The following is a 25,978-nucleotide window of genomic DNA, read 5'->3' on the forward strand; positions in this document are numbered from 1 at the left end:
TTAGGAGGCGGAGCTAGACAACACCGAAAAGCGGAGCCGACTGTTCAGCTCCGACAGACAGATAATATTTACTAAAAAAAGGGCTTCCCTATACGGAAAGCCCTCAAATGACCCCTCTATTTCATCATCTCTTTTACTAACTCCCTGTTCCGTTCTTTAAACACTTCATTATGAGAGGAAACCATCGCAGACTTATGTGCATCCGGCTGTATGTACTGTTTTGCTTTGTTTACCGCATTTGCCGCATCCTGAAAAGCTCCCGCGATTAAGTGCAGCTTCCCGCTGTGCATAAGGATGTCGCCTGCAGCAAATAGTCCTTCAACAGAGGATTCACTCGATTCATTGCCTGCAATATAGAATTCTTCTGCGAGCGCGATGTTAAGCCGGCTATTTTGCAGCAGTGCAGCATCCCGTTCATATCCGTGATTGATGACCACCTCATCAATCGAGAGGTAAGATTTTTCTCCTGTTTCATGATTCGTCAATTCGACACGTTCTATTTTTTCATGGTCATCAGAGGCTATCAGTTTTGTAATAGATGTCTGAAATACGCACGTTGCTTTACTGTTCATCAGCTGGGACACTTGTGCCTCATGACCTTTTAGTGCATCCTTCCGGTAAACAACATACACTTTTTTGGCAACAGGCTCTAATTCAAGCGCCCAGTCAATGGCCGAATTCCCTCCGCCAGAAATGACGACCGTTTTATCTTTAAATCGCTTTAATGATTTGATTGTATAGTTCAAGTTCGAGACTTCAAATCTCTCTGCCCCTTCAATCTCAAGCTTCTGAGGATTTAAGATGCCTCCGCCTACTGCAGCAATGACCGTTTTTGAATAATGGGTGCGGCCGGATGCAGCTTTCATCACGAAAATGCCTTTTTCATTTTTTGTGATGGACTCAACTTTTTCATTCAGAACCACTTCCGGATGAAACGTTAATCCCTGTTTTACAAGCTGATTAATCAATTGTGCTCCTGGTATGGGAGTGAGTCCCCCAATATCCCAAATCATCTTCTCGGGATATACATGAACTTTTCCGCCAAGCTTGGGCTGGTACTCAATAATCTTCGTTTTCATTTCTCTCAGTCCGCTGTAAAAAGCCGAATAAAGCCCGGCAGGACCTCCCCCAATAACCGTCACATCAAAAATCTCATGCCCCTCCACACTCAACACTCCCTCTTTGCAAACATCATTCTTTATATACTATTAATTATTATTGATTATCATTCTCAATTAAATATATCCTGTATTCTTAAAAATGACAAGAAAAACTGCTATTGACAACAGTCGGAAAGAATTATAGACTTTCCTTATTCGATACTGATAATCATTATCAGTAAATTTTACCAATTTTTCAGCAAATGGAGGGGGAAACATGGTTCGCCTACTTACCGAGTCAGTAAACATTGGCTATGATGACCGTCTAATCGTAAAAGATCTTACCGTGAGTATTCCGGATAAAAAGATTACAACCATCATCGGTCCAAATGGCTGCGGAAAATCCACTTTGCTGAAAGCGATTACCCGTATTATCTCTCTTCAGTCAGGGGACGTCGTCCTCGACGGAAAATCAATTTCCAAAGAACAAACAAAAAAACTGGCAAAAAAAATGGCGATCCTTCCTCAAACACCTGAAAGCGCCGCAGGCCTTACAGTGGGAGAACTTGTCTCATACGGCCGTTTTCCTCACCAAAAGGGCTTCGGAAGATTAACGAAGAAGGATTATGAGGTTATACAATGGGCTCTTGAAGTCACTGGAACTGCCGACTTTAAATTCCGTCCTGTCGATTCACTGTCTGGCGGTCAGCGCCAGCGTGTATGGATTGCGATGGCCCTCGCGCAGGAAACAGACATTATCTTCCTTGACGAGCCTACTACATATCTTGATATGGCTCACCAGCTTGAAGTGCTTGAACTGCTGCAAACATTAAATGCTGAGCAGGAACGCACCATTGTCATGGTTCTTCACGATTTGAATCAGGCAGCCCGCTTTGCAGACTACATCATTGCTCTCAAAGACGGCGAAATCGTAAAAGCAGGATCATGTGAAGAGGTCATTTCCCGTGATGTACTGAAAGAAGTTTTTCATATTGATGCTGTGATCGGAAATGACCCTCGCACCAATAAACCAATGTGTATGACTTATAACTTAATAAAGGGAGATAAAGAAAATGAAGAAAGTAATGATTCCATTCCTGCTGCTGCTCTTAGTCTTGCTTAGCGCTTGCGGCAATGAAGCAGCTGAAGATAAAGGTTCAGATAAGAAAGAAGAAAAAAGCACCATCACTTACGAGTCAGAAGCAGGACCAGTTGAAGTTCCTGCAGATCCAAAACGCGTTATCGTCCTCTCCTCTTTCGCAGGTAATGTGATGGCCTTAGATACAAACCTTGTCGGAGTTGATTCATGGTCAAAAATGAATCCGCGCTATGAGGCTTTAGAAGGTGTAGAAGAAGTAACGGATGATAATCTTGAAAAAATCATTGAACTTAATCCAGACTTGATTATCGGCCTTTCAAACATCAAAAACATTGATAAGTTAAAAGAAATCGCTCCTACTGTTACGTATACTTACGGAAAAGTCGATTATTTAACACAGCACCTTGAAATCGGAAAACTTTTAAACAAAGAAAAAGAAGCACAGGCTTGGATTGACGACTTCAAAAAACGCAGTCAAACGGCCGGTGAAGAAATCAAAGCAAAAATCGGCGAAGATGCAACAGTTTCTGTTATTGAAAACTTTGATAAACAGCTATATGTTTTCGGTGACAACTGGGCACGCGGCACAGAAATTCTTTATCAGGAAATGAAATTGAAAATGCCTGAAAAAGTAACGGAAATGGCATTGAAAGACGGATTTTATGCTATCTCTGCTGAGGTTCTTCCTGAATATGCGGGCGACTATATGATCTTCAGCAAAAACACAGATGGAGATACTTCCTTCCAAGAGACTGAAACATATAAAAATATTCCTGCCGTTAAAAACAATCAAGTATTTGAAGCGAACGCAAAAGAATTCTATTTCAACGATCCAATCTCACTTGACTACCAGCTTGAATTCTTTAAGAAAAGCTTTTTAGAAAACTAATGCAAAGAAAAGGGATTCTTACTAGTAAGAATTCCTTTTCCTTTATTCCAAAAAGAAGAGAATGATTGACTGATGACAAAAAACATGTTGTTCCCATTAAAAATGATCGCTTGCATTCTAGTATTCATAGCTGCTTTTACTGCGGCTATGATTTTTGGTGCGGCAGACACGGCTATGAAAGATGTCCTGCTTGCCATGACGAGTTCAGATCTCAATGATAAGGCAACCATGATACAGGAAATTCGCCTGCCACGTGAGCTCGCAGCCATTTCAGTCGGCGCTGCCCTTGCAGTATCAGGTGCCATCATGCAGGGATTGACGAGAAACCCGCTCGCTGACCCTGGATTAATCGGGCTGACAGCAGGCGGTACGGCAGCGCTTGCCGTCACACTCGCGTTTTTCCCTTCAGTAAATTATTTTGGCATTATGATTGCCTGCTTCATTGGCTGTGCAGTTGGAGCCGGCATGGTTTTTGGTATAGGTTCAATGCAGCGGGGAGGATTTTCACCAATGCGCATCGTATTGGCTGGTGCAGCCGTCTCTGCTTTCCTGTTTGCGGTCGCAGAAGGAGTAGGCATTTATCATAAGCTTTCAAAAGATGTTTCGATGTGGACATCAGGAGGCATGGCAGGCACATCCTGGAATCAGCTTCAGTTCATTGTCCCGTTTATTGCAGCTGGCATTCTGATTTCCCTGTTGCTTTCAAGACAGCTTACCATTCTTAGTTTAAGTGAAGAGGTTGCTGTAGGATTAGGCCAAAAAACAGTCTATAATAAGGCTATTCTTTTTGTTGTCATCGTTTTGCTTGCAGGCGCAGGGGTTGCTCTTGCAGGAAATCTGGCATTTGTCGGGCTAATGATTCCGCACATCGTCCGGGCGATAGTGGGAACGGACTACCGTTATATCATTCCAATGTCCGTTGTCATGGGAGCAACGTTTATGCTGCTTGCTGACACGCTTGGCAGAACCATCAATGCTCCTTATGAAACACCTGTGGCGGCAATCGTCTCGATTCTCGGTCTGCCTTTCTTTCTCTTTATTGTCCGCAAAGGGGGCCGTGATTTCACATGATTCATACTGCCTTAGTCAAAAAACAGCGAATCACCATTTTAATCTTGTTTATCCTGCTTTTAACGACTATTATTGCCGGGATGGGACTTGGATACGCCTCTCTTTCTTATGACAGGCTGATTCCTGTTCTGATTGGGCATGGTACGTTTAAAGAAGACTTTATTCTCTATTCCATTCGCCTTCCGCGGATCATTATCACGATCCTGGCTGGAATGGCGCTTGCTCTATCAGGTGCCATTTTGCAGGGCATCACAAGAAATGATCTGGCTGATCCCGGCATTATCGGCATTAACTCCGGCGCGGGAGCAGCTATCGCTGTATTCTTTTTGTTCTTTCCTATTGATGCAGGTTCATTCGTTTATATGCTTCCTTTAGTTGCATTTGCGGGAGCCCTGCTCACTGCTATCCTAATCTATGTTTTTTCATACAGCCGCACAGGCGGCATGCAGCCGGTCAAACTCGTATTGACCGGTGTGGGATTTTCTATGGCCCTCTCAGGTCTGATGATTGTCCTGGTTTCATCTGCTGATCGCCAAAAAGTGGATTTTATCGCAAAATGGCTGTCAGGGAATATATGGGGTGCGGATTGGCCTTTCATTTTGGCCATCCTTCCATGGGCTGCCATTCTTATCCCTTATACCCTGTACAAAGCGAATCGGCTTAATCTGCTTGGGATGAGTGAACCTGTGCCTATTGGCTTAGGTGTCTCAGTTGAAAAAGAAAGAATGATCCTGATGCTGACTGCGGTTGCGCTTGCAGCTGCTGCTGTCTCTGTCACAGGAGGCATCGCCTTCGTCGGACTGATGGCTCCCCACATTGCAAGAGCATTAGTCGGGCCCCGAAATCAGCTTTTCCTGCCTGTAGCAATTCTGATCGGAGCCTTCCTTCTGCTTTTAGCAGATACGATAGGGCGGAACATCGTTGAACCTGAAGGTATACCTGCAGGAATCATGATTTCGCTGATTGGAGCTCCGTATTTTATGTATTTGCTGCTTAAAAAATAGAATAAATCGATTCAAAAGCTGAAGATCCCTTCAGCTTTTTTGTTTGCCCATCATTTTGGCAAGGGAACATAATATAGGTCCTCCATGCGAAAAATATAAGGATAATCGGTCTTTTACAAATCCTACTTGTGCACGATTGACTTGAATTTTGGGTTTGATATAGTTTTAGGATGCTAAAGAGAGAAAGCCGTATTTCAGTCTTCCGCGAAAGGAGTGACTCCTGTGAAAAGCATACAAAGCCGCCTGTTGATCATGCTCCTGATTTTCATCGTTCTGCCCTATTTCCTGTCAGTTTTTTTCATCTATACCTATACAAAAAGCAGTGTGGAGCGGCATGAACTTGAAAACAGCCGGGAACAGCTTCAAAAAAATGCGGATGAGCTGGAGCAGTATTTTGACAGTATGATTGATTTTCCTTACATCCTGTACCGCAACCCTGATCTTTTCCGGATTTTTAACAACGGCTTTGAAGACTCCATTTATTTCAGCCCAAAGACGATGGAAAAAAGTCTCGAAACCTTTTACCTGATGAGAAACGAAATCCGGCAGATAAGGTTCTATATTGATAAAAACAAAGAATCATTCACGGTGTACAATGCAATGATCAGTACACGCAGATATCAGCCTGATTTTCTTGAGCAGGGTCCGATTAAAAAGCTGTATGATTCTGATTTGAATTATCTAATAGAGCCGCCCCACCCGCTCATCAATTACAACAACGCAGCGATTGTTCCAGAATCAGACAAAACGATGGTGATGACGTTTCATCACAAGATTACAGATGTTCTCTCCAGGAAATTTCTCGGGATCATCACGATTGACATTGACATGGGCGGCTATGCCCGCATCTGCAATAACCTTGTGCAGGGTGATGAATCTTCTGTTCTGCTTCTTGATTCTGGAGATCGTGTTCTGTATTCAAATGACCGGGAACATATAGGAAAATCTCTTTCTAAGGAGCGTCTGAACGGACATGAGGGCAGCAAGGATGACAACATTCTGCTTTCCAAAGAGCTAACAGGCTCATTAAATGGCTGGAAGCTGATTAAAATCACCTCCAGTCAGGCCTTATATGAAGATGTCAGGAAAACTGCGTATATAAATATTCTTGTCGGACTTGGCGTAGGTTTGCTCGGTCTCCTGATGATCGGCATTATCTCAAATCGGATTACCCGTCCGATCGCTAAGCTCAGCAGCAAAGTACGTTCCATTGAAGGCGGAAATGATAATGTGCCGTTTGATCATGGTAGAGATGATGAAATCGGCCATCTTGAATCTCATATGAAAGATATGATGAACAGGATCAATTCCCACATTGACCGGGAATATAAGCTTGAAATTGAAAACAGGAAAAACCAGTTCAGAGCATTAAAATCACAGATTAACCCGCATTTCCTGTTCAATGCCTTGCAGTCAATTGGAGCGGTTGCTTTAAGGTCAAATGCTCCAAAGGTGTATCAATTGATCACCTCGCTGTCGAGAATGATGCGCTACTCCCTGCAGGCGGATCAATGGGTGCGGGTCCGGGATGAAGCCGACTACACAAAAGCATACCTGTCTCTTCAATCCGAACGATTCGGTGAATCGGTCAGCTTTTCAGTTGATATCGATGAGTCCATTATGGACATGACCATTCCAAGCATGATTCTGCAGCCCCTCGCTGAAAATTTCTTTAAACACACATATGAGGATGGGTACAGCAGCGCTCATCTATCCATTATTGGGGAAAAAGTGAGGGACCATCTGCACTTTCTTGTGGAGAATGACGGTCCCGGCCTTGCACCAGATGAGCTTCAGGACCTGAGGAATAATATTTGCACACCGCCATACGAAGGGACTTATTCACATGAACATATCGGCCTGAAGAATATTCGTGACAGATTGCTGCTCAGGTATGGGCCTGTTGCCGATTTTAACATTGATTCAAAAAACGGCAGAGGGTTTTCCGTGAGCATAAAAATCCCGATAGATACCTCTCAATGAAGGAAAGGAGCTGAACACGGTGAAAGCACTGATTGTCGACGATGAATTCAATGTACGGGACGTTATCCGCCATATAGGCCAGTGGGAACAGCACGGAATTACCAAGCTGCTTGAGGCAAGCAACGGCAAAGAAGCAAAGAAATGGATTGAGAAAGAAAAACCCGAGCTGATTTTTACAGATATCAAAATGCCCGGAATTACCGGCATGGAACTGATTGAATGGCTTGATTCGATTTCATATCCGGGCAAAGTCATTTTCATCACTGGATACAACGATTACTCCTATATGCGCAAGGCTATCCAGCACAGCAGCTTTGACTATTTGCTGAAGCCGATTGAATATGAAGCATTCAATCATACACTGGAAAAGTCCGTTCAGGCCTGGAAGAATGATTACCAGCATGCAGCAGTGCTTGAAGATGCGAAAAAACTGAGAAGAAATCAGCTGGCCACTGCAATCTGTCTAGGAGAGCGTTCCGATGCAGACAGCTTGACCGAGTTTCTTCCTGAATCTGAAGGCTATGAGCTGACACTCCTCTCCTTTTATCAGATGCACAATCCAGAGTCTTATGTCGAAAAATTAGCAGATGAACTGACCGAACGCAAATTAGGAAATGCATTTTCCCTTCAGACAGATTTGAATCTCTGCCTTGCCATCACAACCCGCGACCAGTGGCTGTCTGCAGAAAAATGGATCAGCCAGGAAATCGATGTTCCTATAAGACTTGTTACCGGAGAACCGATTGAGTCGCTGGCTGAAATCGGGCCATCTTTTCAAGCATTGGAGAAAAAGCTTGAGGAGCAGGATTTCAGATCGATTCACCGGCTGGATGACATCGATGCCGCCCGCCGCATGGAGGATATCGTTTCCTATGTTGAGACGTACTACATGGAGGATTTGAGTCTGGAGAAGCTGTCGAACGTCTTTTTTTTAAGCAGAGAGCATATCTCCCGTAAATTCAAGCAGGAAACCGGAATGACCCTTTCCAAGTACATTACCGATCTCAGGATCAAACAAGCAAAAACATGGCTGCGGGGAACGGAAAAAAGCATCTATTCCATCGCGACCATGCTCGGATATCAGGATGAAATCTATTTTTCTAAGCTGTTTAAAAAAGTAGTCGGCATGACGCCGTTTGAGTTCAGAAAGGGAGCAGCAGAATGAAAAAAATCATTTTTTTTATACTGGCCAGCCTGCTGCTTTCTGCCTGTCAGAACGAAGCAAAGCCTGAAAAAACGGAAAAGAAAGAGCCGCAGATTACACTTGATCTAAGAAATCCAAAAGTAGAGGTTTCCACTCAATTTGAAGAAATGACACGCGCATATGAACAGGAAAATCCCCATGTGAAAATCCGCGTGCATACCGTAGGCGGCGCCATGGATGATCTGTCCGATCTCAAGGCGGAAATGGCAACTGGCACCGGACCGGATATTTTCACAAACACCGGCTATGAAAATACCAGGCTGTGGCAGAACTATCTTGAGGATTTGTCAAAAGAGCCATGGATTGATCAGGCATATCAGGAAGCCCTGACACCGGTCACGTTGAACGGCAAGGTTTATGGAATGCCGATTAACCTTGAAGGCTATGGATTTATTTATAATAAGGAATTGTTTATAAAAGCAGGCATTACCGAACCGCCGGACACACTTACTGAGCTGACGGCAGCTGCTGAAAAACTTAAGAAGGCGGGCTTCACCCCATTTGCAACAGGCTACTATGAAGACTGGAAACTTGGCGATCACCTTATGAATATCGCATTTGCCCAGCAGGAGAATACTGAAGCATTTATCCAAAACCTGAATGACGGAACAGAAAAAATCAGCACGAACCAAAACTTTGAAGACTTGCTTAACCTGCTTGATCTCACATTAAAATACGGAAACGATAATCCTCTTACTACTGACTACACGATGGAAGTCAATCTTTTTACTTCTGGAAAAGCCGCCATCATTCAGCAGGGCAACTGGATCCAGCCGATGATTGATCAAGCTGCGCCGAACATGAACATCGGCTTTATGCCAATTCCGATTAATGATCGTCCCGTTAAGGAATCACTCGTGGTCAGTGTTCCAAACTACTGGGCTGTCAATAAACAGTCCAGTCCAGATAAGAAAGAAGAAGCAAAAAAGTTTTTAAATTGGATGGTGTCTTCCGAGCAGGGCAAGCGGTACATGACGGAAGAATTCAAATTCATCCCCGCCTTTCATCATATCAAGTCTAATAATCTGGGCCCGCTTGCAGAAGAAACGCTTCGAAACTACAAAGAAGGCAGCACCGTCCCTTCTAACTGGTTCCACTTCCCCGTCGGAATCCGGGAAGAATTCGGCGCCGCCACTCAGCTCTATGTCGGGAAACAGCTGAACCGCACGCAGCTGCTTAATGAATATCAGAATTCATGGGAGAGGTTTTCGGAGGAATAGACATACCGCTTTTGTGAGGCGGTATGTTTTTTCTTATAGGTGAGGCTGAATCGGTGAAGATTGTGCTGCTAAACTCGGTTTGGCGCACTTCCTTCAGCTTTTCCGGTAATGATTGTGCTGCTAAACTCGGTTTGGTGCACTTCCTTCCGCACTTTCGGTGATGATTGTGCTGCAAAACCCGGTTTGGCGCACTTCCTTCAGCTTTTCCGGTAATGATTGTGTTGCAAAACAGGGTTTAGTGCACTTCCTTCGGCATTTCCGGTAATGATTGTGCTGCAAAACAGGGTTTAGTGCACTTCCTTCGGCATTTCCGGTGATGATTTTGCTGCAAAACCCGGTTTGGCGCACTTCCTTCAGCTTTTCCGGTAATGATTGTGCTGCAAAACCCGGTTTGGTGCACTTCCTTCCGCATTTTCGGTGATGATTGTGCTGCAAAACCCGGATTGGCGCACTTCCTTCAGCTTTTCCGATAATGATTGTGCTGTAAAACTCGGTTTGGTGCACTTCCTTCCGCATTTTCGGTAATGATTGTGCTGTAAAACTCGGTTTGGTGCACTTCCTTCCGCATTTTCGGTGATGATTGTGCTGCAAAACAGGGTTTGGCGCACTTCCTTCAGCTTTTCCGGTGATGATTGTGTTGCAAAACAGGGTTTAGTGCACTTCCTTCGGCATTTCCGGTAATGATTGTGCTGCTAAACACGGTTTGGCGCACTTCCTTCAGCTTTTCCGGTAATGATTGTGCTGCAAAACCCGGTTTGGCGCACTTCCTTCAGCTTTTCCGGTAATGATTGTGTTACTAAACAGGGTTTAGTGCACATTTTTTAACCCAGCCGCTGTTGACATTGTTCCAACACAACGATAAGAGCACTTTCTCAGTTCCTCCGCAGATAAGACCGCTCCAATATTACATCTCAAAAAAACTTTGTCTCTCAACTTTGCATACCCTGAGAGAAAACGTTTTGTACCATTCCGCTTTTCCTCTATCCTGGGCTGCCAAATGAGCAGAATGCTCTTTCCATTTGCGGATGGATTCCAGCGAATTCCAATATGAAACGGTAATCCCCAGTTCTTCATCCCGAGCGCTTTCCACTCCTAAAAACCCGGTCTGTAAAGAGGCGAGCTCCACCATCTTATCCGCCATACTTCCGTATCCATTGTCCGATTCCGTTCTTTCTGATGCAAAAATCACTGCATAATAAGGCGGTTCAGGTGTTTTGGCAATTCCGCTCATATGTACTCACTTTCCCCTCTTCATCCAATCTTCCCTTGTCAATTTCATATTAATTGAATCAATCCATTCCCCTTCAAACTCTAATTCATTTTTATCTACACTATATGCAGCAAAACCAAGCTTTTCATACACTTTCATTGCCCGCGGATTAAAAGCAAAAACACTAAGAGTCAGACATTTCAGTGCTGTATTTTTAAAAACATAGTCGATAATCAGCCGGGATGCTTCCGTACCCAATCCGCTATCTCTGCCTCTCGGACCAATGAGAATTCTGAAATTCATGCTTTGCTGCTTCTCATCATAAAGATTGAGGACGGCTTCTCCCACAAGAAGATCCTGAGCCAGATCAATAATCGCAAGATCCAGGCGCTCGATTTGTTCATTTCTGGACTTATACCACCTGTAAACCTCTTCCCTGTCGTACTCGTCAGAGCTGCCAGTATATTTCAAAACGACAGGATCCTTTAAACATTCTTCTATATAGGGAAAGTCTTCCTCTGCGTTAAACGGTCTAAGAATCACTTTTTTTCCTGCAATGACAGGCTTCATGCTCAAATTCACCATTCATTTTTTCTCCTCTTTTCCCAATCCAGAAGACAAATTTATGCACCGGCATTTTCTTCAGCAGATTTTCGTTTATGTTTTTCCACAATGATTTTTTTGTTAAAAATCCTTACATCGCCAACCATCAGCAGTCTCATATCTTCTACGATATATTTAGCCAGATCCTCATTAGAAATGTCTTCCCCTTTAATATCAAGCCTAAATTCCTGCCCCTGAAGTCCGCCCCCGTTAGTGAACTCGATTTCAAAGTCGAATTGAACTCTTTTATCCATCAGATGCCTCCTTATACGCTTTGCTAAATCTCAATGTCATTGTAATTTCCACAAAAAGAGCATTAACCCTTCTTTTTTTGCCAATATCAATATACGACTAAATTCCAATCAATATGTGCCATACCTCTTCTTCTGGGGCTGGCCTATAATTCTAATTGTATTAATAAAACAACATATAACGAGGAGGAAGACTTATGAACTTTAGCAGGCTTGCCAAACAGGCAACAGCAGTAACACTCAGTACGGGCATTCTATTAAGCGGTACTGTTACCCAGTCTTTTGCGGCTCCAAAGGATCCGGCAGATTACAAAGAAACGTACGGTACTTCACAAATCACTCGTTCCGCAATGAAAGACATGATTAACCAGCACGGTGATGCAAGATATACCGTCCCTAAGTTTGACGAATCTACGATTAAAAACATCCCTTCTGCCAAAAAAGTAACCGAATCAGGCGAAACAATTGATATGGATGTATGGGATACATGGCCTCTCCAAAATGCGGATGGCACTGTAGCAGAATATAAAGGCTATCATATTGTTTTCGGCTTAGCCGGCGATCCTAAAAACGCAAACGATACATTCATCTATCTGTTCTACAAAAAAGCAGGCGACAACTCTCTTGACGCTTGGAAAAATGCAGGACGCGTATTTGACAACAATGACAAAAACGTTCCAAATGACCCTTACTTAAAGCACCAGGCAGAAGAATGGTCCGGTTCTGCAACCTTCACTGAAGACGGCGAAGTCCGCTTGTTCTACACAAACCGCGAACCTTATACAGCCGATACAGGGCATTACGGGAAACAAACCCTGACGACTGCTCAAGTTAATCTTTCTCAGCCTGATTCTAAATCATTAAAAGTAGATGGTGTTGAGGATTACAAATCCATCTATGAAGGCAAAGACAGCAAGTACTACCAAACGGTTGACAAGTTTGTAGAGGACGGAGCACCTTCTGATAACCATACGTTCAGAGACCCTCACTACATTGAAGAAGACGGCCGCAAGTACCTTGTATTTGAAGCGAATACAGGCACAGAGTATGGCTACCAAGGAGAAGAATCTCTTTACAATCAAGCCTACTACGGCAAAAGCAACAAATTTTTCCAGGAAGAAAAAACAAAACTTCTGAACAGTGACAAGAAACAGCTGGCTGAAGTAGCAAACGGCGCAATCGGAATCATTGAAATCAACGACGATTATTCTCTTAAAAAAGAAATGAAGCCGCTGATCGTATCTAACACAGTAACGGATGAAATTGAGCGTCCAAACATCTTCAAAAAGGACGGCAAATGGTACCTGTTCACAAGCTCACGCGGATCCAAGATGACAATTGACGGCATGGACAATCAGGATATCTACTTGTTGGGCTATGTGTCTAATTCCCTTACTGGCGATTACAAGCCGCTGAATAAAACGGGAATTGTGCTGCATCAAGACCTTGATCCAAATGATATCACTTGGAACTATGCTCACTATGCCATTCCTCAGGAAGGCAGCGACAATACCGTTGTCACAAGCTATATGACAAACAGAGGCTTCTTTGAAGACCATAAATCAACGTTTGCTCCAAGTTTCAAGCTGAACATTAAAGGAAACAAAACGTCAGTTGTAAAAGACAGTATTCTTGAACAAGGCCAGATTACAGATTAAGTAAGAATCAAAGAAAAAAAGAGAAAGAAAATGTCACTTGGCATTTTCTTTTTCTATTTTAAAAAGTGGTGAATGTAATGAGCAAAAAACGAGTTTTCAAGAAAAGCTACAAAATTGCCGGCATCCTGATCATTGGATTGTGGATGGTAATCAGCACCGGGTTTTTAATTCAAACATTCTTTGAAACAAAAGAAGTGCCGCCAGAGGAAAAAGAAGAATATTCCTACCGGGCAGCCTATCATTTTACGGCACCTGATCATTGGAAAAACGATCCCCAGAAGCCGGTTTATTATGAAGGAACGTATCATTATTACTATCTGTATAACGGGGACTATCCGGATGGCAACGGAACAGAGTGGCGCCATGCGACCTCAAAAGACCTTATACACTGGAGAGACGAAGGCATTGCCATCCCAAAATACACGAATGAAAATGGAGATCCATGGTCCGGATCTGTTGTCATAGATAAAGAAAACACGGCCGGATTCGGAAAAGATGCATTTATCGCCATCGTAACCCAGCCATCAAAGAACGGCCAGAAGCAGGAACAGTTCCTCTGGTACAGCACAGATAAAGGCAAAACGTTTAAGCCATACAACGATGAACCGGTCATGAAGAACCCGGGAACAAAGGATTTCAGAGATCCTAAAATCATTTGGGATGACACGCATGATAAATGGGTCATGACCATGGCAGAAGGCAGCAAAATCGGCTTTTATGAGTCTGACAACTTGAAAGATTGGCGCTACACAAGCAGCATTTCCACCGAAAACCTCGGCGTGCTTGAATGCCCTGATCTATTCCGTATGCGCGCCGATGACGGCACTGAAAAGTGGGTGCTGGGCTTCAGCGCAAACGGAAAAATCACTGGCAAACCAAATACCTACGCTTATTGGACAGGATCGTTCGATGGTTCCGAATTCAAACCGGACAGCCAAGAACCCCAATGGCTTGACTACGGCTTTGACTGGTACGGCGGCGTTTCATTCGAAGACGCAGAAGGCGATCCTTTGAAAAAACGCTACGCCTTCGCCTGGATGAACAACTGGGCTTACGCCGACAATACGCCAACAATGGATGAAGACTTCAACGGTTTGGACTCCATTATGCGTGAAATCGAACTGAAGCATGAAGGAGAAAATAAGTATTATCTTTCTTCACAGCCCATAGAAGCATTAGATGAATTGTCAAAAGTATCGAATGCTTATGACGAAATCAAAGTGAATGGCACTAAAACACTTGATGTGAAGGCTGAGTCCTATCAATTGGAGGCAGACATTTCATGGTCCGAACTTCAGCATACAGGCTTTAGACTAAGAGAATCCGCAGACAAGAAACGGCATGTTGACGTCGGAATATCATCTGAAGGGAATTACTCATTTGTTAATCGGTCGTTTTCAGAGCATCCTGACAAAACAAATCAATTCGTTGAAAGCACTGCACCGTTTGATGCTAGTAAGAAGAAAGTTCATTTAAAGATTCTTGTAGATAAAACCAGCATTGAAGTTTTTGTGGATGATGGAAAGGCTGCTCATTCAAGTTTGGTATTTCCCCAGCCTGATGATAAAGGGATTACTCTCTTTTCTGAAGGTGGAAAAGCAGTTTTTGAGAATGTAAAGGTTAAGCATTTTGATTCGATCAATTGAATCTCATTTTTTATAAAACAGAAATAAAAAAGCGTCAAACCCGGGAAATCAAGGTTTGACGCTTTTTTAGCAGAGCCTCTTATTTTGTCGATATCTGATCAGAATATGTAGATATTTCCCGGGAATTAGTCGGAATATGAAAAATGGAGATGTATAATATTGGAATTTAGCAGGATTGATTTTGATAAGTACCATGATCCAGTAGTATAAATCATATTGCGTAACGCTACAAGCGCTGTGAATTAGAAATGATACGGTTTACTAATAAACTTATAAAAATTATGGGGATATATTAAGCTGTATCGCCCAGCGATACGAAATCCATTCATTCCTCTTTATTACACAACTAAGGTATGATGACTCTGCAAGAATTAAGCAGGATTTCTTTTAATCATCATACCTATGTATGATGTATCGCAATCTCTGTTTAAAGTTTAGATCATAATCGTTTAGGAGTCTTATTTTATATCGCCTAACGCTACAAACGCTTCACTGCCACATCGAAGGGAGGATACGCCAATCACTATTAAAACTCAGATGTGACGTACGATGAGATTCACTTGCCTGTTATATCACCCGGCGATACGATACAAAAAAAGAGCCGATTCGCCCCTTCCTTGAACAACTCCAATAAGAGGTAAATCGCCTCAAGCTCCTAGCGAAAATGCATGAATTTATTCATTCTTATTCCGGAATAAAGAAAAAAGCCAGCTCCAATTTTCTCTTGGTTTTTGTATCGCTTCTTCTAACCGTTTATTAAAATCATTTTGGGAGCTCCATTCTTGTTTCTGTTCGTCCCGCATGGTTTGGATTTGTTTTTGAAGGAGCTCACTTTTTTGTTTTTCCTCCTCCAGCAATGTTTCATAGTGATCTGTTTGCTGCTGAAGCAGTTTTTCAATTTTGGCATTTGTTTTATGTGCTGAATTCCCAATCGTGGAACTTATCACATGATGATCTTGCTGAAGCCGGGAAACAGATGTTTTTAGCTGTGACAGATCGTTTTTCAGCGCCACATTCATTTCTCGTGCAGCTGCAAGTTCATTGACCACATACATAAATGCCTCTTTTAACTGGCTGGGATCATTTGGTAGATGGTTATATGTATCGGGTATCGCAATCTCTGACGTATCGGATCCTACTAATCTCTCTTTTTGTTCGTAAACAAGGTCTTTAGCTGTATCGTCTAGGGGCTTGTCCGTATCGCGCAGCGCTATAAGCGCTCTGATGTCAGATTGAACAAAGATTCGCCGTTCGCCATCTTTCAGAAACTCATAACCGTTCCGCTCTAATATTTGGCCATACTTACGAACAGTGGGAGTGGCAATCCCAACTTCTTCAGCCGCTTCCTTTGAAGAGAAAGCTCTTTCATTCGGTTGTATATCACGTCGCATATCGGACCTCCTTTACTATTAAATATGAAGGCTTTTAAACCTTTTTGCAAGTTGTATCGCCAGGCGATACAACCCGTTCTATAAAAATAAGTTCGAGAACCAGCTGTTATTTATGGCTTGCCTGCAATTATTTAAAATTAATCCGATTCAAAATTTTTGCTTTCTGATAATGAAAGAGCGATTTAGATAATTCAAAGACCTTGCCATTAGATAAGCAAACTGTATTTTCGATGATAAGTGCTGGGTCAAGCGCATTGATTTGGAGGATTTTCGCACTTTCTTCATCGATCTTTTCACAATTAATGACTTTGTCAGCAAAACCAATATTTAGTTTCAAATCGTCTATCAGGTAGGTATAAATCGAACTCTTTGCGATATCTGCATTCAAATATGGCACAATATCTTTTATGAAGTAACTTATTTCAATGGAGAAGGGCTCTTGATCTACCATTCGCAGCCGCTTAACATAATAGAGCTTTGTTCCTGGTTCGCAGCGCATCTCGTTTGCTATTTCTTCATCAGCTTCAAGAACATGTAATGCCAAAATTTGCGTTTCAATGGACTTTGAGGTCAAATCCCTTGTTAATCCTCTTAGACTTCCCAGGTTTATATAATCTGCGGCAGATTTGTCCCGCAAAAACATGCCGCTGCCCTGCACCTGGTAAACATATCCGCGATTGACCAGCTGGGTAACGGCTTTTCGAACCGTATTTCTGCTCACTTCAAACGCCTTGATCAGTTCTTCTTCTGTCGGCAGCTTTTTGGTTTCATCAAATTTCCCTTCCTGAATGTCCCGCTCTAATTGATCAGCTATTTCTTTATATTTTACGGCCATATGATCTCCCTGTTATTCGTTGATTGCCTCTATTATACACAAAACCTCTTGATGAAAATCAAGAGGCTGCCAATTCTTACAATTCTTCTCCCCGCGTCTCAATAATTTGTTTGTACCAGTGAAACGACAGTTTTTTCTTTCGGTTTAAGTGATCGTTATGATTCACATAGATAAATCCATACTGCTTTTTAAACCCGTTCAGCCAGCTCAGCAAATCGATCGCAGACCACGCGTAATATCCTTTTAAATGAATGCCTTCCTGGATTGAGCGCTTAATCACTTTTAAATGCTCCTCGATATATTGAATGCGGGGAACGTCCATTATTTCACCGTCAACAATCGGATCTTCGTCGCCAAGCCCATTTTCAGTCACATACATTTTAATATCGCCATATCGGTCTTTTAACATATGCAGACCGTCTAAAAATCCTTGAGGCGAGATTTCCCATCCCCATTTAGTATAAGTTTTATCTTCCATTTTGACGGTCCGGTAAAAGCCATCAAAAGACGGATTACCCGGAGCCAGAGTGGATGTTTCTCTCGAATACTCAATGGATTCCGTTTTGTGATATTTTTCCACGCGTATAGGCTGATAATAATTCAGTCCAATAAAGTCATTATTTAAAGCATTTCTTTTTAACGTCCCCAGTTCTTCTTCTGTCCAGCTTGGCATCCAGCCCTCTTTCTTTAATTGGTCAACTACATAGGAAGGATACTCCCCTTTTAAAATCGGGTCATAGTACCAAAAGGTTTGATGCTCATTTGCGTGACGGGCAGCTGCAAGGTTTTCTTCTTGATCATCCACACTGTAAGCCGGCAGGAAAACATGGGTAATCCCTATCTCTCCGTATTGATATAAGTTCTTATAGACCTCTACAGCCTTTGCATGGGCATAAAACACATAATGTGTCGCTTGAAAGTATTTCTTCATATCGTTTTGGATGCCAGGCGGGTGAGCTCCTTTTATATAGCCTAATTCACAAAACATGACCGTCTCATTAAACGTAATCCAATGCTTCACACGGTCTCCGAATGCCCTAAAACAGATTTTTGCATACTTGACGAAAGCTTCAGCCGTCCGCTTATTGGTCCATCCTCCATCTTCTTCAAGTGTAATGGGCAAATCCCAATGATACAGCGTAACAAATGGAACAATCCCATACTTTAAACATTCATTAATGACATTGTTGTAAAATTGCAGTCCTTTTTCATTGACTTCCCCGTCTCCTGTCGGCAAAATGCGAGCCCAGGAAATCGAAAAACGGTACGATTCCAGTCCCATCTCTGCCATTAGCTTAATATCTTCTTTGTATCGATGGTAATGATCAATTGCTGCGTCTCCATTCGTACCTTCATACGTTTTCCCAGGAATTTTTGAAAAGACATCCCAATTCGTTTCACCTTTCCCATCCTCATTCCAAGCCCCTTCGATTTGATAAGACGCAGTAGCTGCACCAAAAAGAAAATCATGTGGAAACTTCATTGTACGGCCTCCTTTTTATACTCATTTATTTAATTTATAATTATATATTATATTTATAGGTACAAATATAGTATAACTTGTTTCTTTATTTTTGACCACCTCAAGGTCCATGCTCCTAAATGAAAGTATCTGCTGAAATGAAATAATTATAGCGGTTTTGATTTAGAGAGATATGTACAGTTAAATAAAAAAGCCCAATTCCGAACCATGAGAATTGGGCTTTTTTATTCAAGAAGTAATTATTTTGAAGGGAGAGAACCAGCATTCAAAGAAATAAGAAAGTGAACAGCAGCAAGGAAAGCACGACAGAAACGGCACTGATCAATCAAGATTTGACGCTTTTTTAATTTCTTCCCTTAATGGGTATCCGCACAGTCGTTTAGGTATTTACCTACATAAAGTACATAGGGTGTATTAAATGTTCATTTGTTCAATGGAGGTAGAGGTATGACAAATTTTTATTCATTTCAAGGAATCGTCACAGCAATCAGCGATTTTAACACAGGACAAAATGGTGAAGGCTGCTTCAAACTATTCTCTGTAGAAAATCAATCGGGCTCAACTGTAAATTTCATTGTGTCACCTTCCACCTATTTTGTCGACTATGCAATGGTTTCTGCCGGAGACCTGGTGACTGGATACTATGACGGAAATGCACCCGTACCCCTCATCTATCCGCCCCAATTCCGGGCACTGGTCATGGTAAAAGAAAACCAGAATCAAAATGTGAAAGTATCCTATTTCAATAATCAGCTTGTGAGCAGCGACGGACAGCTGAAGCTTAATCTATCACCTTTTACGCAGGCACTGCTGACGAACGCCCAGGCTTTTACGGGCAATCCCGCTAACCGTGATTTGGTTGTTGTATACGGGGCTTCCACGAAAAGTATACCGGCTCAAACTGTTCCTTACAGGTTGATTGTATTGTGTTCATAAACAGGAAAAAGCGCATGCTCCTGCTTAATGAGAAGTAAGAGCATGTGCCTTTTTAAATCGTATCGCTAGATATTCTGCTGCCGGTACATAAATCAATAATGATGTGATTTGTTCCATTAAATGAAAATGACACTTTTTGAGGGAATAGGTTTGCAGATTAATTAAGAAGCGAATCGGGGAAAGATATTAAACAGTCTTTATCCAAAATAAACGGAAACACTTCCCTCTTTTTTGACTATAGACATACAGTTCAATAAAAAATCGGAAATTTGTTTTTTATCCCAATTGAAACCGTCTGACTGTGAAGCCTCATTTTTAAATAGGTGATGACAGTCGTTTAAAGCTTGTTCAATCTGCTGCAGAGAAAAAACGGAGTGGCCTCCTGACCCGCTGACTCCTGCATTGAATTCATCTGCTCCAAGTAAACCGTACAAGATTCTCGCATTATAATTTCCCATGCTGAAACGTGCGTAAGCAATTTCTTCTCCTGCTTTATTAAATCCTGAGATATCGTGACCCATATGCGTCCTCCTTTGAGATCATTTACTTTTGAATGCAATTTCTATTAAAAATTCACATTTAAACGTTTGTTTACAAATGAAATCACCTCCTTAAAAAAGAGTGTTTGCGATGCTTATTTTTGGTTTTTTGAAAAAATGGAAGATTGCTTCTAAAGTTCAGACTATTATAATCGTTTACAGTGAGAGGATTTTATGAAGTTTAATAGGAAGATTCACATAGGAGAAATGACTCGTTTACCTGCTTCAATCATTACACTTCCTGCAGTTACAGTCAATATAAGGAATGGAAATTTACTGAATTTTTACAATCAATCTTCTTGTGACCCTATTCAAAGTGCAAAGACTGCCCAAGCGTTTGAGCAGCCTTCTATATGACATAGAGCCAATGACTTTCGTTCGTTACCCCAGCTTCCGTTTAAATTCTTTACTCGCAAAAAAATATGCGATGACCATGATGCAGAAGCACCATGCAAGCGCGGTCCAGATGTCGTTTCCAGTGGAACCTTCGTACAAAAGAGCACGCAGTGTATTGACAATTGAAGTCACAGGCTGGTTTTCAGCAAATAAGCGGACAACTTTCGGCATAGTCTCAGTGGGTACAAAAGCCGAACTGATAAACGGCAGAAAGATCAGCGGGTACGAATAGGCAGTCGCCCCTTCCATAGACGATGCTTTTAATCCCGGAATGACAGAAAGCCACGTGAGTGCCAGCGTAAACAGCACGAGGATTCCGGCTGCCGCAAGCCAGCCCAGGATATCCGCGCCGGAACGGAAGCCAAGCAGGAGCGCAACAAAGATAACCGCCAAGACAGTAAGAGCATTGGAAACGAGCGAAGTCAGAACGTGAGCCCACAATACCGACGACCTCTTAATTGGCATGGTCATAAAACGTGCCATTAGACCGCTTTTCACATCCGTAAACAGCCGCAAAGAAGTGTAAGCGACCCCGGATGCGATCGTAATCAGCAGAATTCCCGGCAGCATATAATTGATGTAGCTGTCTGTGCCAGTCTCTATGGCACCGCCAAATACATAGACAAACAGCAGCATCATCATAATCGGCGTAATCGCCACAGTAATAATGGTATCCGGACTGCGCATCATATTGCGCAGCAGTCGACCCAATAATACACCTGTATTGCTCTTCATTTACATCTCCTCCTTTTTACTTGTGATTGCGAGGAAGATTTCCTCCAATGTCGGCTGCTTCTCAATGTACTCCACTTTCACCGGCGGAAACATTTCCTTGAGTTCAGCAAGAGTACCGGTGGTGATGATTTTCCCCCCATGAAGAATGGCAATACGATCAGCCAGTTGTTCCGCCTCCTCCAAGTACTGCGTTGTCAGTAAAATCGTCGTACCGCCTACCGCAAGCTCCTTGACGGTATCCCAGACTCCTTTCCTCGCTTCTGGATCAAGCCCTGTTGTCGGCTCGTCAAGAAAAATGACGGCAGGCGTCCCTATTAGGCTCATAGCAATGTCAAGCCTGCGCTTCATCCCTCCGGAATAGTGATCGGCACGGCGGCTGGCCGCATCGGTCAAACTGAATCTTTCAAGCAAATTGTCTGCGACTTGGGCAGGATTGGAAACTCCGCGGAGCCTGGCAATCAGAATCATGTTTTCACGTCCGCTGAGCATGCCGTCCAAAGCTGCGAACTGACCTGTCAGGCTGATGCTCTGCCGCACAAGATCCGGCTGCCGCATTGCGTCAAAGCCGCAAATACATGCTTCGCCGTCATCAGCTTTCATAAGCGTCGAGAGAATGTTAACCGCAGTTGTCTTCCCCGCTCCATTCGAACCCAGCAGTGCGAAAATTTCTCCGCGCCGCACTTCAAAATCCACACCCTTCAAAACCTCTTTGTCTTTGAAGGATTTTTTTAACCCTTTGACAGAAATGGCAGTTTGATTCATCCTTTTTCCTCCTTATTTTATGAACTGCACTCACTATTTAGTGAGACTTATATTCTGTATCACTTACTACTGATGTAAAAAATATCTGAACAGCAAAAGCGGCTATTAAACCAGCTATTCAGTCAAAATTATTTATTAAACTTCTCTTTTCCCAATCGCTTCATGATACTCTGATTTAAATCTTCACGATGTTTAGCTGTATACGTTCTCGCGGATGCCACCAGGTCATCGGCAAATGTCGCTACGTCTTCCCCAGTGATCTCGAGCACCTGTCTGCCTTCCGCCGCTCCGCTTTCGAACAATTCGATCAGCTCATACTGGATATACAGCATATCCATCCCGCTGCCTGCCGAGAAACTCCACATGTAATTTTGAATTTTCTTAAAGACAAACTGATAATCCTCAGGGAGAGCTTCAACCCGTGCCATCATCGTCCTGTATTCTTTTTTATCACCTATCATTTTTCTAAACCATTCCATCATGCAGTTTTCCTCCTTTTTATAAAGCATATTAAATGTTTATCCTGCTAATTGGACTTCAGGACATTGATTTTTGCAGATACAAAATCCCACTTTTTCCAAAACAGGTCTAGTTCCTCCCGGCCAGCTTCATTAAGTGAATAAAATTTCCGCGGGGGTCCCATATCCGACGGTTTTTTTTCAATGTTCACCAGTTTCTTCTTTTCTAATCGCACTAGGATGGTGTAGACTGTCCCTTCCACTACTTCAGTAAACCCGAGTTCATTCAGACGGCGGGTAATCTCATAGCCATATGTCTCATGACGGCTGATGATTTCCAGCACGCACCCTTCAAGCGAACCCTTCAGCATTTCCGTTAAATTTTCTATGTTGAGAACCTCCTTTGTTTTGTTTGACTTATAAGCCCTGTATAAAAAGCATTTATCTATTCAGTATTGCTTACTACTTATATATAGTATTACTAAGTAGTGATGGTGTCAACTATTTGTAAAAATTTATTTCCGGTATTCACCATCACGGAGTAAATATAAAAGGCTGTTTTCGCATTGATTGTTGTTTTTGATTAATAATGCTGCCCGTTCCTTTCCGCTGCAATCCACTTATAGTTTATCATCTCGTCTAAAAACAACAATTTTTACGAAAAGAGCCATATAAAAACAGCACCCTGCAAATTTGATTAACTTATGAGAAGCATCCTTATCTGCCTCTGGAGCTGCTCTTTTTAATTGCCGGCTGTCGTTTTATTTCTGTCGGAAATCAGGATGTAAACTCCTGATTTAGTGAGAAAATACGTGAAGGATGTTTATTTCGGACTTGTTGGATGATGATCTGAAACGAAAAAAGCCGGCTTCGCCGGCTTTTGTGACTTCTTTATCTGACTTCCTGAAGCTCTCCAACTATATCCTCACCGGAAGAAACCGCAGCTTCTCCTACAGCCGCAGCAACGCATGAGGCAACTCTTGGATCTAGAGCATCCGGAATAATATAATTCGGGTTTAGCTCGCTTTCAGAAATAAGCTCCGCAATAGCGCGGGCTGCAGCGAGGTTCATTTCCATTGTAATGTCGGAAGCCCGGACGTCAAGGGCACCACGGAAAATTCCAGGGAATGCGAGAACGTTGTTTACCTGGTTCGGGAAGTCGGAACGGCCGGTGCCGACGACCGCTGCACCTGCAGCCAGTGCTTCTTCAGGGAAGATTTCAGGGGTCGGATTGGCAAGTGCCAGTACGATGGCGTCCCGATTCATCGTTTGAACTAATTCTCCAGTTAGAGCACCCGGACCGGATACACCAATGAACACATCGGCCCCGGTAATCGCATCCTTCAATGTTCCCCGGATTCTTGTATGGTTTGTTGCCTCTGCGATTTTTGCCTGGCTAGAATCCATCCATTCCTCTCCCGGACAGAGAATTCCTTCAAGACTGACCAGGGTGATGTCTTGTATGCCTGCTTTAATGAGGAGTTTTGCAATGGCAATGCCAGCAGATCCTGCTCCGTTCAGCACAAGCTTGATTTCCTCCTGTCTTTTCTTCACAAGCCGCAGTGCATTTATCAATGCAGCGTAGACAACAATCGCGGTTCCGTGCTGGTCATCGTGGAAAACCGGTATGTTCAGCTCCTTCTTCAGCCTCTCTTCGATTTCAAAGCAGCGCGGGGCTGCAATATCCTCAAGGTTTATACCTCCGAAAGTTGGTTCAAGAGCTTTTACGATTTTCACGATTTCATCTGGATTTTTTTCCGCCAGACAGATCGGGAAAGCATCCACTCCTCCGAATTGCTTAAAAAGCATAGACTTCCCTTCCATTACCGGCATTGCGGCGGCAGGGCCAATATCCCCCATTCCAAGTACGGCTGTTCCGTCCGTCACGATGGCGACCATGTTGCTGCGCGCTGTCAGGCTATAACCTTCTGCGCTGTTCTCCGCAATAATGCGGCATGACTCTGCTACGCCAGGTGTGTATGCCAGGCTTAAATCGTTAGATGATTGAATCTCCATTTTTCCTGTAATCTCTATTTTCCCCGCCAGATCCTGATGGAGCTTAAGCGCTTTTTCTCGTATCATTGCTTCATTCAATGTTTACAATCTCCTTTTTTAACCGAGTAATTTCATAAGCAGGATAGCTATGATGACTGTTGATGCCCCTCCGAGTCTGGTTGCCACCTGCGCGAATGGCATGAGCGACATCCGGTTTGAAGCTGACAGAATAGCCACATCGCCAGTTCCGCCAAGACCGCTGTGGCAGCCTGTAACAATTGCAGAGTCGACCGGATACATTTTCATCAGCTTTCCTGTAAAATAACCAGTTGTCACCATAGCCACAACAACACTGAAGCAGACTAAAATGTATCCAGGCGTTACGATTTTCACGACATCCTCAAGTGGAATATACAGGATCCCAAGTCCCACCATCAGCGGCCATGTCAGGCTGGTTGAAATGAATTTGTACAAGTGGAACGACCCCTGCTCCATCTTAGCCGGGAGGAGTTGAAAGCATTTCACGAGGGTTGCCGCGACAATCATCAGCACCGGTCCCGGAATTCCGAGGAATTTGTGCGCCAGTCCTCCGAAAATGAAGAAAGTGCAAGCAATCAGAAGTCCGGCTCCCATTAGCGAAAAGTCGATCTTTTTGGATTTAGACTCATCTTCGCTAAAAATGTTCCCATCTTTCGATTTCACTAAGACGCCGTTCCCAGTCAGGTCCGGCCTGCGTTCTCCAAGATTCTTCATCAGGCCTGCACAGATGATAGCGGCAATGTTGCCGATCACTGCTGCGGGAATCATCTGAGATACATAGCTTTCAGGCGTTCCCCCGAGAATCTGAGAATAGCCAAGTGACAGCGGGAGAATACCCTCCCCGATTCCCCCGCCTATGATTGGCACGACAATAAAAAAGAATGTGTGCTTCATGCTGTAGCCGAACAGAGACCCGACTAGCATGGCCGCTGCCACAGATGCCAGCGTTCCAAGGACGAGCGGGACAAACATCCTCATAAACCCTTGAATCAGGAGGCTCCGCGTCATGCCAAGGATACTTCCTGCTACAAGAATTGAAATATAAAGATATAAAAAGTTGGATGTTTTCATCAAGGTGGTGACTGCTTCCATTGAAGCAGGATTCAACACATCATAGAATACGAGAATGGACGGAACCAGGAGCGCCAGAATGGCAGGTCCGCCAATGCTCTTTAGAATAGGTATTTTCATGCCCAGGTCGCCAAGCAGAATACCCATGACCATAATAAGGGCAAATCCTCCAATCATGTCGGCAGGAAGCTCGTTGTTCACAGCAGCTGCGTAGACAATGAGAGCTATTACAAGGTAAACCGGCAGCGGAATGACTCCGACTTTAATTTGGTTGAATTTGTACCACAAGCTTTTTCGTTTTTGCTGTTCCGCTTCAAAAGGAAGCGTTTTCATTGCGTTGGCTGATTTCAAAGGAATAACCTCCTGTCTCTTCTTTCCCTATCATAGGAGAGAAAACCGG

General features: G+C 43.2%; 25 protein-coding genes. 10 read left to right on the forward strand and 15 right to left on the reverse strand.

The window, feature by feature from the left end; all coding sequences use genetic code 11:
• Positions 1–116: 116 nt before the first annotated feature.
• Positions 117–1,166 carry an NAD(P)/FAD-dependent oxidoreductase gene (locus ABEQ24_RS10395; protein ID WP_430006734.1) on the reverse strand — a complete coding sequence of 350 codons (1,050 nt, stop codon included), beginning with the start codon at positions 1,164–1,166 and terminating at the stop codon, positions 117–119.
• A gap of 211 nt (positions 1,167–1,377) precedes the next feature.
• Here ABEQ24_RS10395 and ABEQ24_RS10400 point away from each other — a divergent pair, with 211 nt between their 5' ends.
• The 7 genes from ABEQ24_RS10400 to ABEQ24_RS10430 all read left to right on the forward strand — a co-directional run bounded on the left by ABEQ24_RS10400 (position 1,378) and on the right by ABEQ24_RS10430 (position 9,570).
• Positions 1,378–2,223 carry an ABC transporter ATP-binding protein gene (locus ABEQ24_RS10400; RefSeq protein ID WP_430006735.1) on the forward strand — a complete coding sequence of 282 codons (846 nt, stop codon included), beginning with the start codon at positions 1,378–1,380 and terminating at the stop codon, positions 2,221–2,223.
• Positions 2,174–3,088, forward strand: coding sequence for an iron-hydroxamate ABC transporter substrate-binding protein (locus tag ABEQ24_RS10405; RefSeq protein WP_430006736.1), 915 nt, complete (start codon positions 2,174–2,176; stop codon positions 3,086–3,088). Before ABEQ24_RS10400 ends, ABEQ24_RS10405 begins: the two co-directional genes overlap by 50 nt.
• Before the next feature lie 72 nt (positions 3,089–3,160).
• Positions 3,161–4,159: a FecCD family ABC transporter permease gene (locus ABEQ24_RS10410; RefSeq protein ID WP_430006737.1), complete on the forward strand. Its 999-nt coding sequence runs from the start codon at positions 3,161–3,163 to the stop codon at positions 4,157–4,159.
• The gene (locus ABEQ24_RS10415; RefSeq protein WP_430006738.1) at positions 4,156–5,163 is read left to right on the forward strand and encodes a FecCD family ABC transporter permease; all 1,008 of its coding nucleotides are present in this window, start codon (positions 4,156–4,158) and stop codon (positions 5,161–5,163) included. Before ABEQ24_RS10410 ends, ABEQ24_RS10415 begins: the two co-directional genes overlap by 4 nt.
• Before the next feature lie 222 nt (positions 5,164–5,385).
• Positions 5,386–7,146, forward strand: a complete 1,761-nt coding sequence (locus tag ABEQ24_RS10420) for a cache domain-containing sensor histidine kinase (RefSeq protein WP_430006739.1) — start codon at positions 5,386–5,388, stop codon at positions 7,144–7,146.
• A gap of 19 nt (positions 7,147–7,165) precedes the next feature.
• Entirely contained in the window at positions 7,166–8,311 is a 1,146-nt protein-coding gene (locus ABEQ24_RS10425) for a response regulator transcription factor (RefSeq protein WP_430006740.1), read from the forward strand.
• Complete coding sequence (locus ABEQ24_RS10430) at positions 8,308–9,570, forward strand: ABC transporter substrate-binding protein (RefSeq protein WP_430006741.1); 1,263 nt, start codon at positions 8,308–8,310, stop codon at positions 9,568–9,570. Before ABEQ24_RS10425 ends, ABEQ24_RS10430 begins: the two co-directional genes overlap by 4 nt.
• 120 nt (positions 9,571–9,690) lie before the next feature.
• Here ABEQ24_RS10430 and ABEQ24_RS10435 read toward each other — a convergent pair whose 3' ends face one another.
• The 4 genes from ABEQ24_RS10435 to ABEQ24_RS10450 form a co-directional block, all read right to left on the reverse strand.
• A complete protein-coding gene (locus ABEQ24_RS10435; protein ID WP_430006742.1) occupies positions 9,691–10,074 on the reverse strand; it encodes a hypothetical protein in 384 nt (127 codons plus the stop codon).
• Between the two features lie 400 nt (positions 10,075–10,474).
• Positions 10,475–10,801 (reverse strand): antibiotic biosynthesis monooxygenase family protein, encoded by a 327-nt coding sequence (locus ABEQ24_RS10440; protein ID WP_430006743.1) that lies wholly within the window; start codon positions 10,799–10,801, stop codon positions 10,475–10,477.
• Between the two features lie 6 nt (positions 10,802–10,807).
• Positions 10,808–11,365: a GNAT family N-acetyltransferase gene (locus ABEQ24_RS10445; protein ID WP_430006744.1), complete on the reverse strand. Its 558-nt coding sequence runs from the start codon at positions 11,363–11,365 to the stop codon at positions 10,808–10,810.
• 38 nt (positions 11,366–11,403) lie between these two features.
• Positions 11,404–11,637 carry a cyclase gene (locus ABEQ24_RS10450; RefSeq protein ID WP_430006745.1) on the reverse strand — a complete coding sequence of 78 codons (234 nt, stop codon included), beginning with the start codon at positions 11,635–11,637 and terminating at the stop codon, positions 11,404–11,406.
• 194 nt (positions 11,638–11,831) lie between these two features.
• Here ABEQ24_RS10450 and ABEQ24_RS10455 point away from each other — a divergent pair, with 194 nt between their 5' ends.
• Positions 11,832–13,292, forward strand: a complete 1,461-nt coding sequence (locus ABEQ24_RS10455) for a glycoside hydrolase family 68 protein (RefSeq protein WP_430006746.1) — start codon at positions 11,832–11,834, stop codon at positions 13,290–13,292.
• 77 nt (positions 13,293–13,369) lie between these two features.
• Positions 13,370–14,938, forward strand: a complete 1,569-nt coding sequence (locus tag ABEQ24_RS10460; RefSeq protein ID WP_430006747.1) for a glycoside hydrolase family 32 protein — start codon at positions 13,370–13,372, stop codon at positions 14,936–14,938.
• 674 nt (positions 14,939–15,612) lie between these two features.
• Here the strand turns inward: ABEQ24_RS10460 and ABEQ24_RS10465 are convergent.
• The 3 genes from ABEQ24_RS10465 to ABEQ24_RS10475 all read right to left on the reverse strand — a co-directional run bounded on the left by ABEQ24_RS10465 (position 15,613) and on the right by ABEQ24_RS10475 (position 18,647).
• A complete protein-coding gene (locus tag ABEQ24_RS10465) occupies positions 15,613–16,329 on the reverse strand; it encodes a hypothetical protein (protein WP_430006748.1) in 717 nt (238 codons plus the stop codon).
• 127 nt (positions 16,330–16,456) lie between these two features.
• On the reverse strand, positions 16,457–17,164 hold the full coding sequence (locus ABEQ24_RS10470; RefSeq protein WP_430006749.1) for a GntR family transcriptional regulator: 708 nt from the start codon (positions 17,162–17,164) through the stop codon (positions 16,457–16,459).
• A 76-nt stretch (positions 17,165–17,240) separates the two neighbouring features.
• A complete protein-coding gene (locus ABEQ24_RS10475; protein WP_430006750.1) occupies positions 17,241–18,647 on the reverse strand; it encodes a GH1 family beta-glucosidase in 1,407 nt (468 codons plus the stop codon).
• Positions 18,648–19,094: 447 nt separating this feature from the next.
• On the opposite strand from ABEQ24_RS10475, the gene ABEQ24_RS10480 reads away from it, so the two are divergent.
• On the forward strand, positions 19,095–19,583 hold the full coding sequence (locus tag ABEQ24_RS10480) for a hypothetical protein (protein WP_430006751.1): 489 nt from the start codon (positions 19,095–19,097) through the stop codon (positions 19,581–19,583).
• A gap of 197 nt (positions 19,584–19,780) precedes the next feature.
• Here the strand turns inward: ABEQ24_RS10480 and ABEQ24_RS10485 are convergent, their stop codons facing one another.
• The 7 genes from ABEQ24_RS10485 to ABEQ24_RS10515 all read right to left on the reverse strand — a co-directional run bounded on the left by ABEQ24_RS10485 (position 19,781) and on the right by ABEQ24_RS10515 (position 25,911).
• The gene (locus ABEQ24_RS10485; protein WP_430006752.1) at positions 19,781–20,104 is read right to left on the reverse strand and encodes a hypothetical protein; all 324 of its coding nucleotides are present in this window, start codon (positions 20,102–20,104) and stop codon (positions 19,781–19,783) included.
• A gap of 399 nt (positions 20,105–20,503) precedes the next feature.
• Positions 20,504–21,253 (reverse strand): ABC transporter permease, encoded by a 750-nt coding sequence (locus ABEQ24_RS10490; RefSeq protein ID WP_430006753.1) that lies wholly within the window; start codon positions 21,251–21,253, stop codon positions 20,504–20,506.
• The gene (locus ABEQ24_RS10495; RefSeq protein WP_430006754.1) at positions 21,254–22,015 is read right to left on the reverse strand and encodes an ABC transporter ATP-binding protein; all 762 of its coding nucleotides are present in this window, start codon (positions 22,013–22,015) and stop codon (positions 21,254–21,256) included.
• Between the two features lie 128 nt (positions 22,016–22,143).
• On the reverse strand, positions 22,144–22,497 hold the full coding sequence (locus ABEQ24_RS10500; RefSeq protein ID WP_430006755.1) for a DUF1048 domain-containing protein: 354 nt from the start codon (positions 22,495–22,497) through the stop codon (positions 22,144–22,146).
• A gap of 44 nt (positions 22,498–22,541) precedes the next feature.
• Positions 22,542–22,862, reverse strand: coding sequence for a PadR family transcriptional regulator (locus ABEQ24_RS10505; protein ID WP_133313908.1), 321 nt, complete (start codon positions 22,860–22,862; stop codon positions 22,542–22,544).
• 502 nt (positions 22,863–23,364) lie between these two features.
• Entirely contained in the window at positions 23,365–24,555 is a 1,191-nt protein-coding gene (locus ABEQ24_RS10510; protein WP_430006769.1) for an NAD(P)-dependent malic enzyme, read from the reverse strand.
• A 30-nt stretch (positions 24,556–24,585) separates the two neighbouring features.
• Positions 24,586–25,911: a 2-hydroxycarboxylate transporter family protein gene (locus ABEQ24_RS10515; protein WP_430006770.1), complete on the reverse strand. Its 1,326-nt coding sequence runs from the start codon at positions 25,909–25,911 to the stop codon at positions 24,586–24,588.
• Positions 25,912–25,978 lie beyond the last annotated feature (67 nt).

The sequence above is a fragment of the Metabacillus idriensis genome (assembly GCF_050483325.1).
In the GTDB taxonomy this organism is placed as follows: Bacteria; Bacillota; Bacilli; order Bacillales; family Bacillaceae; genus Bacillus_P; species Bacillus_P idriensis_A.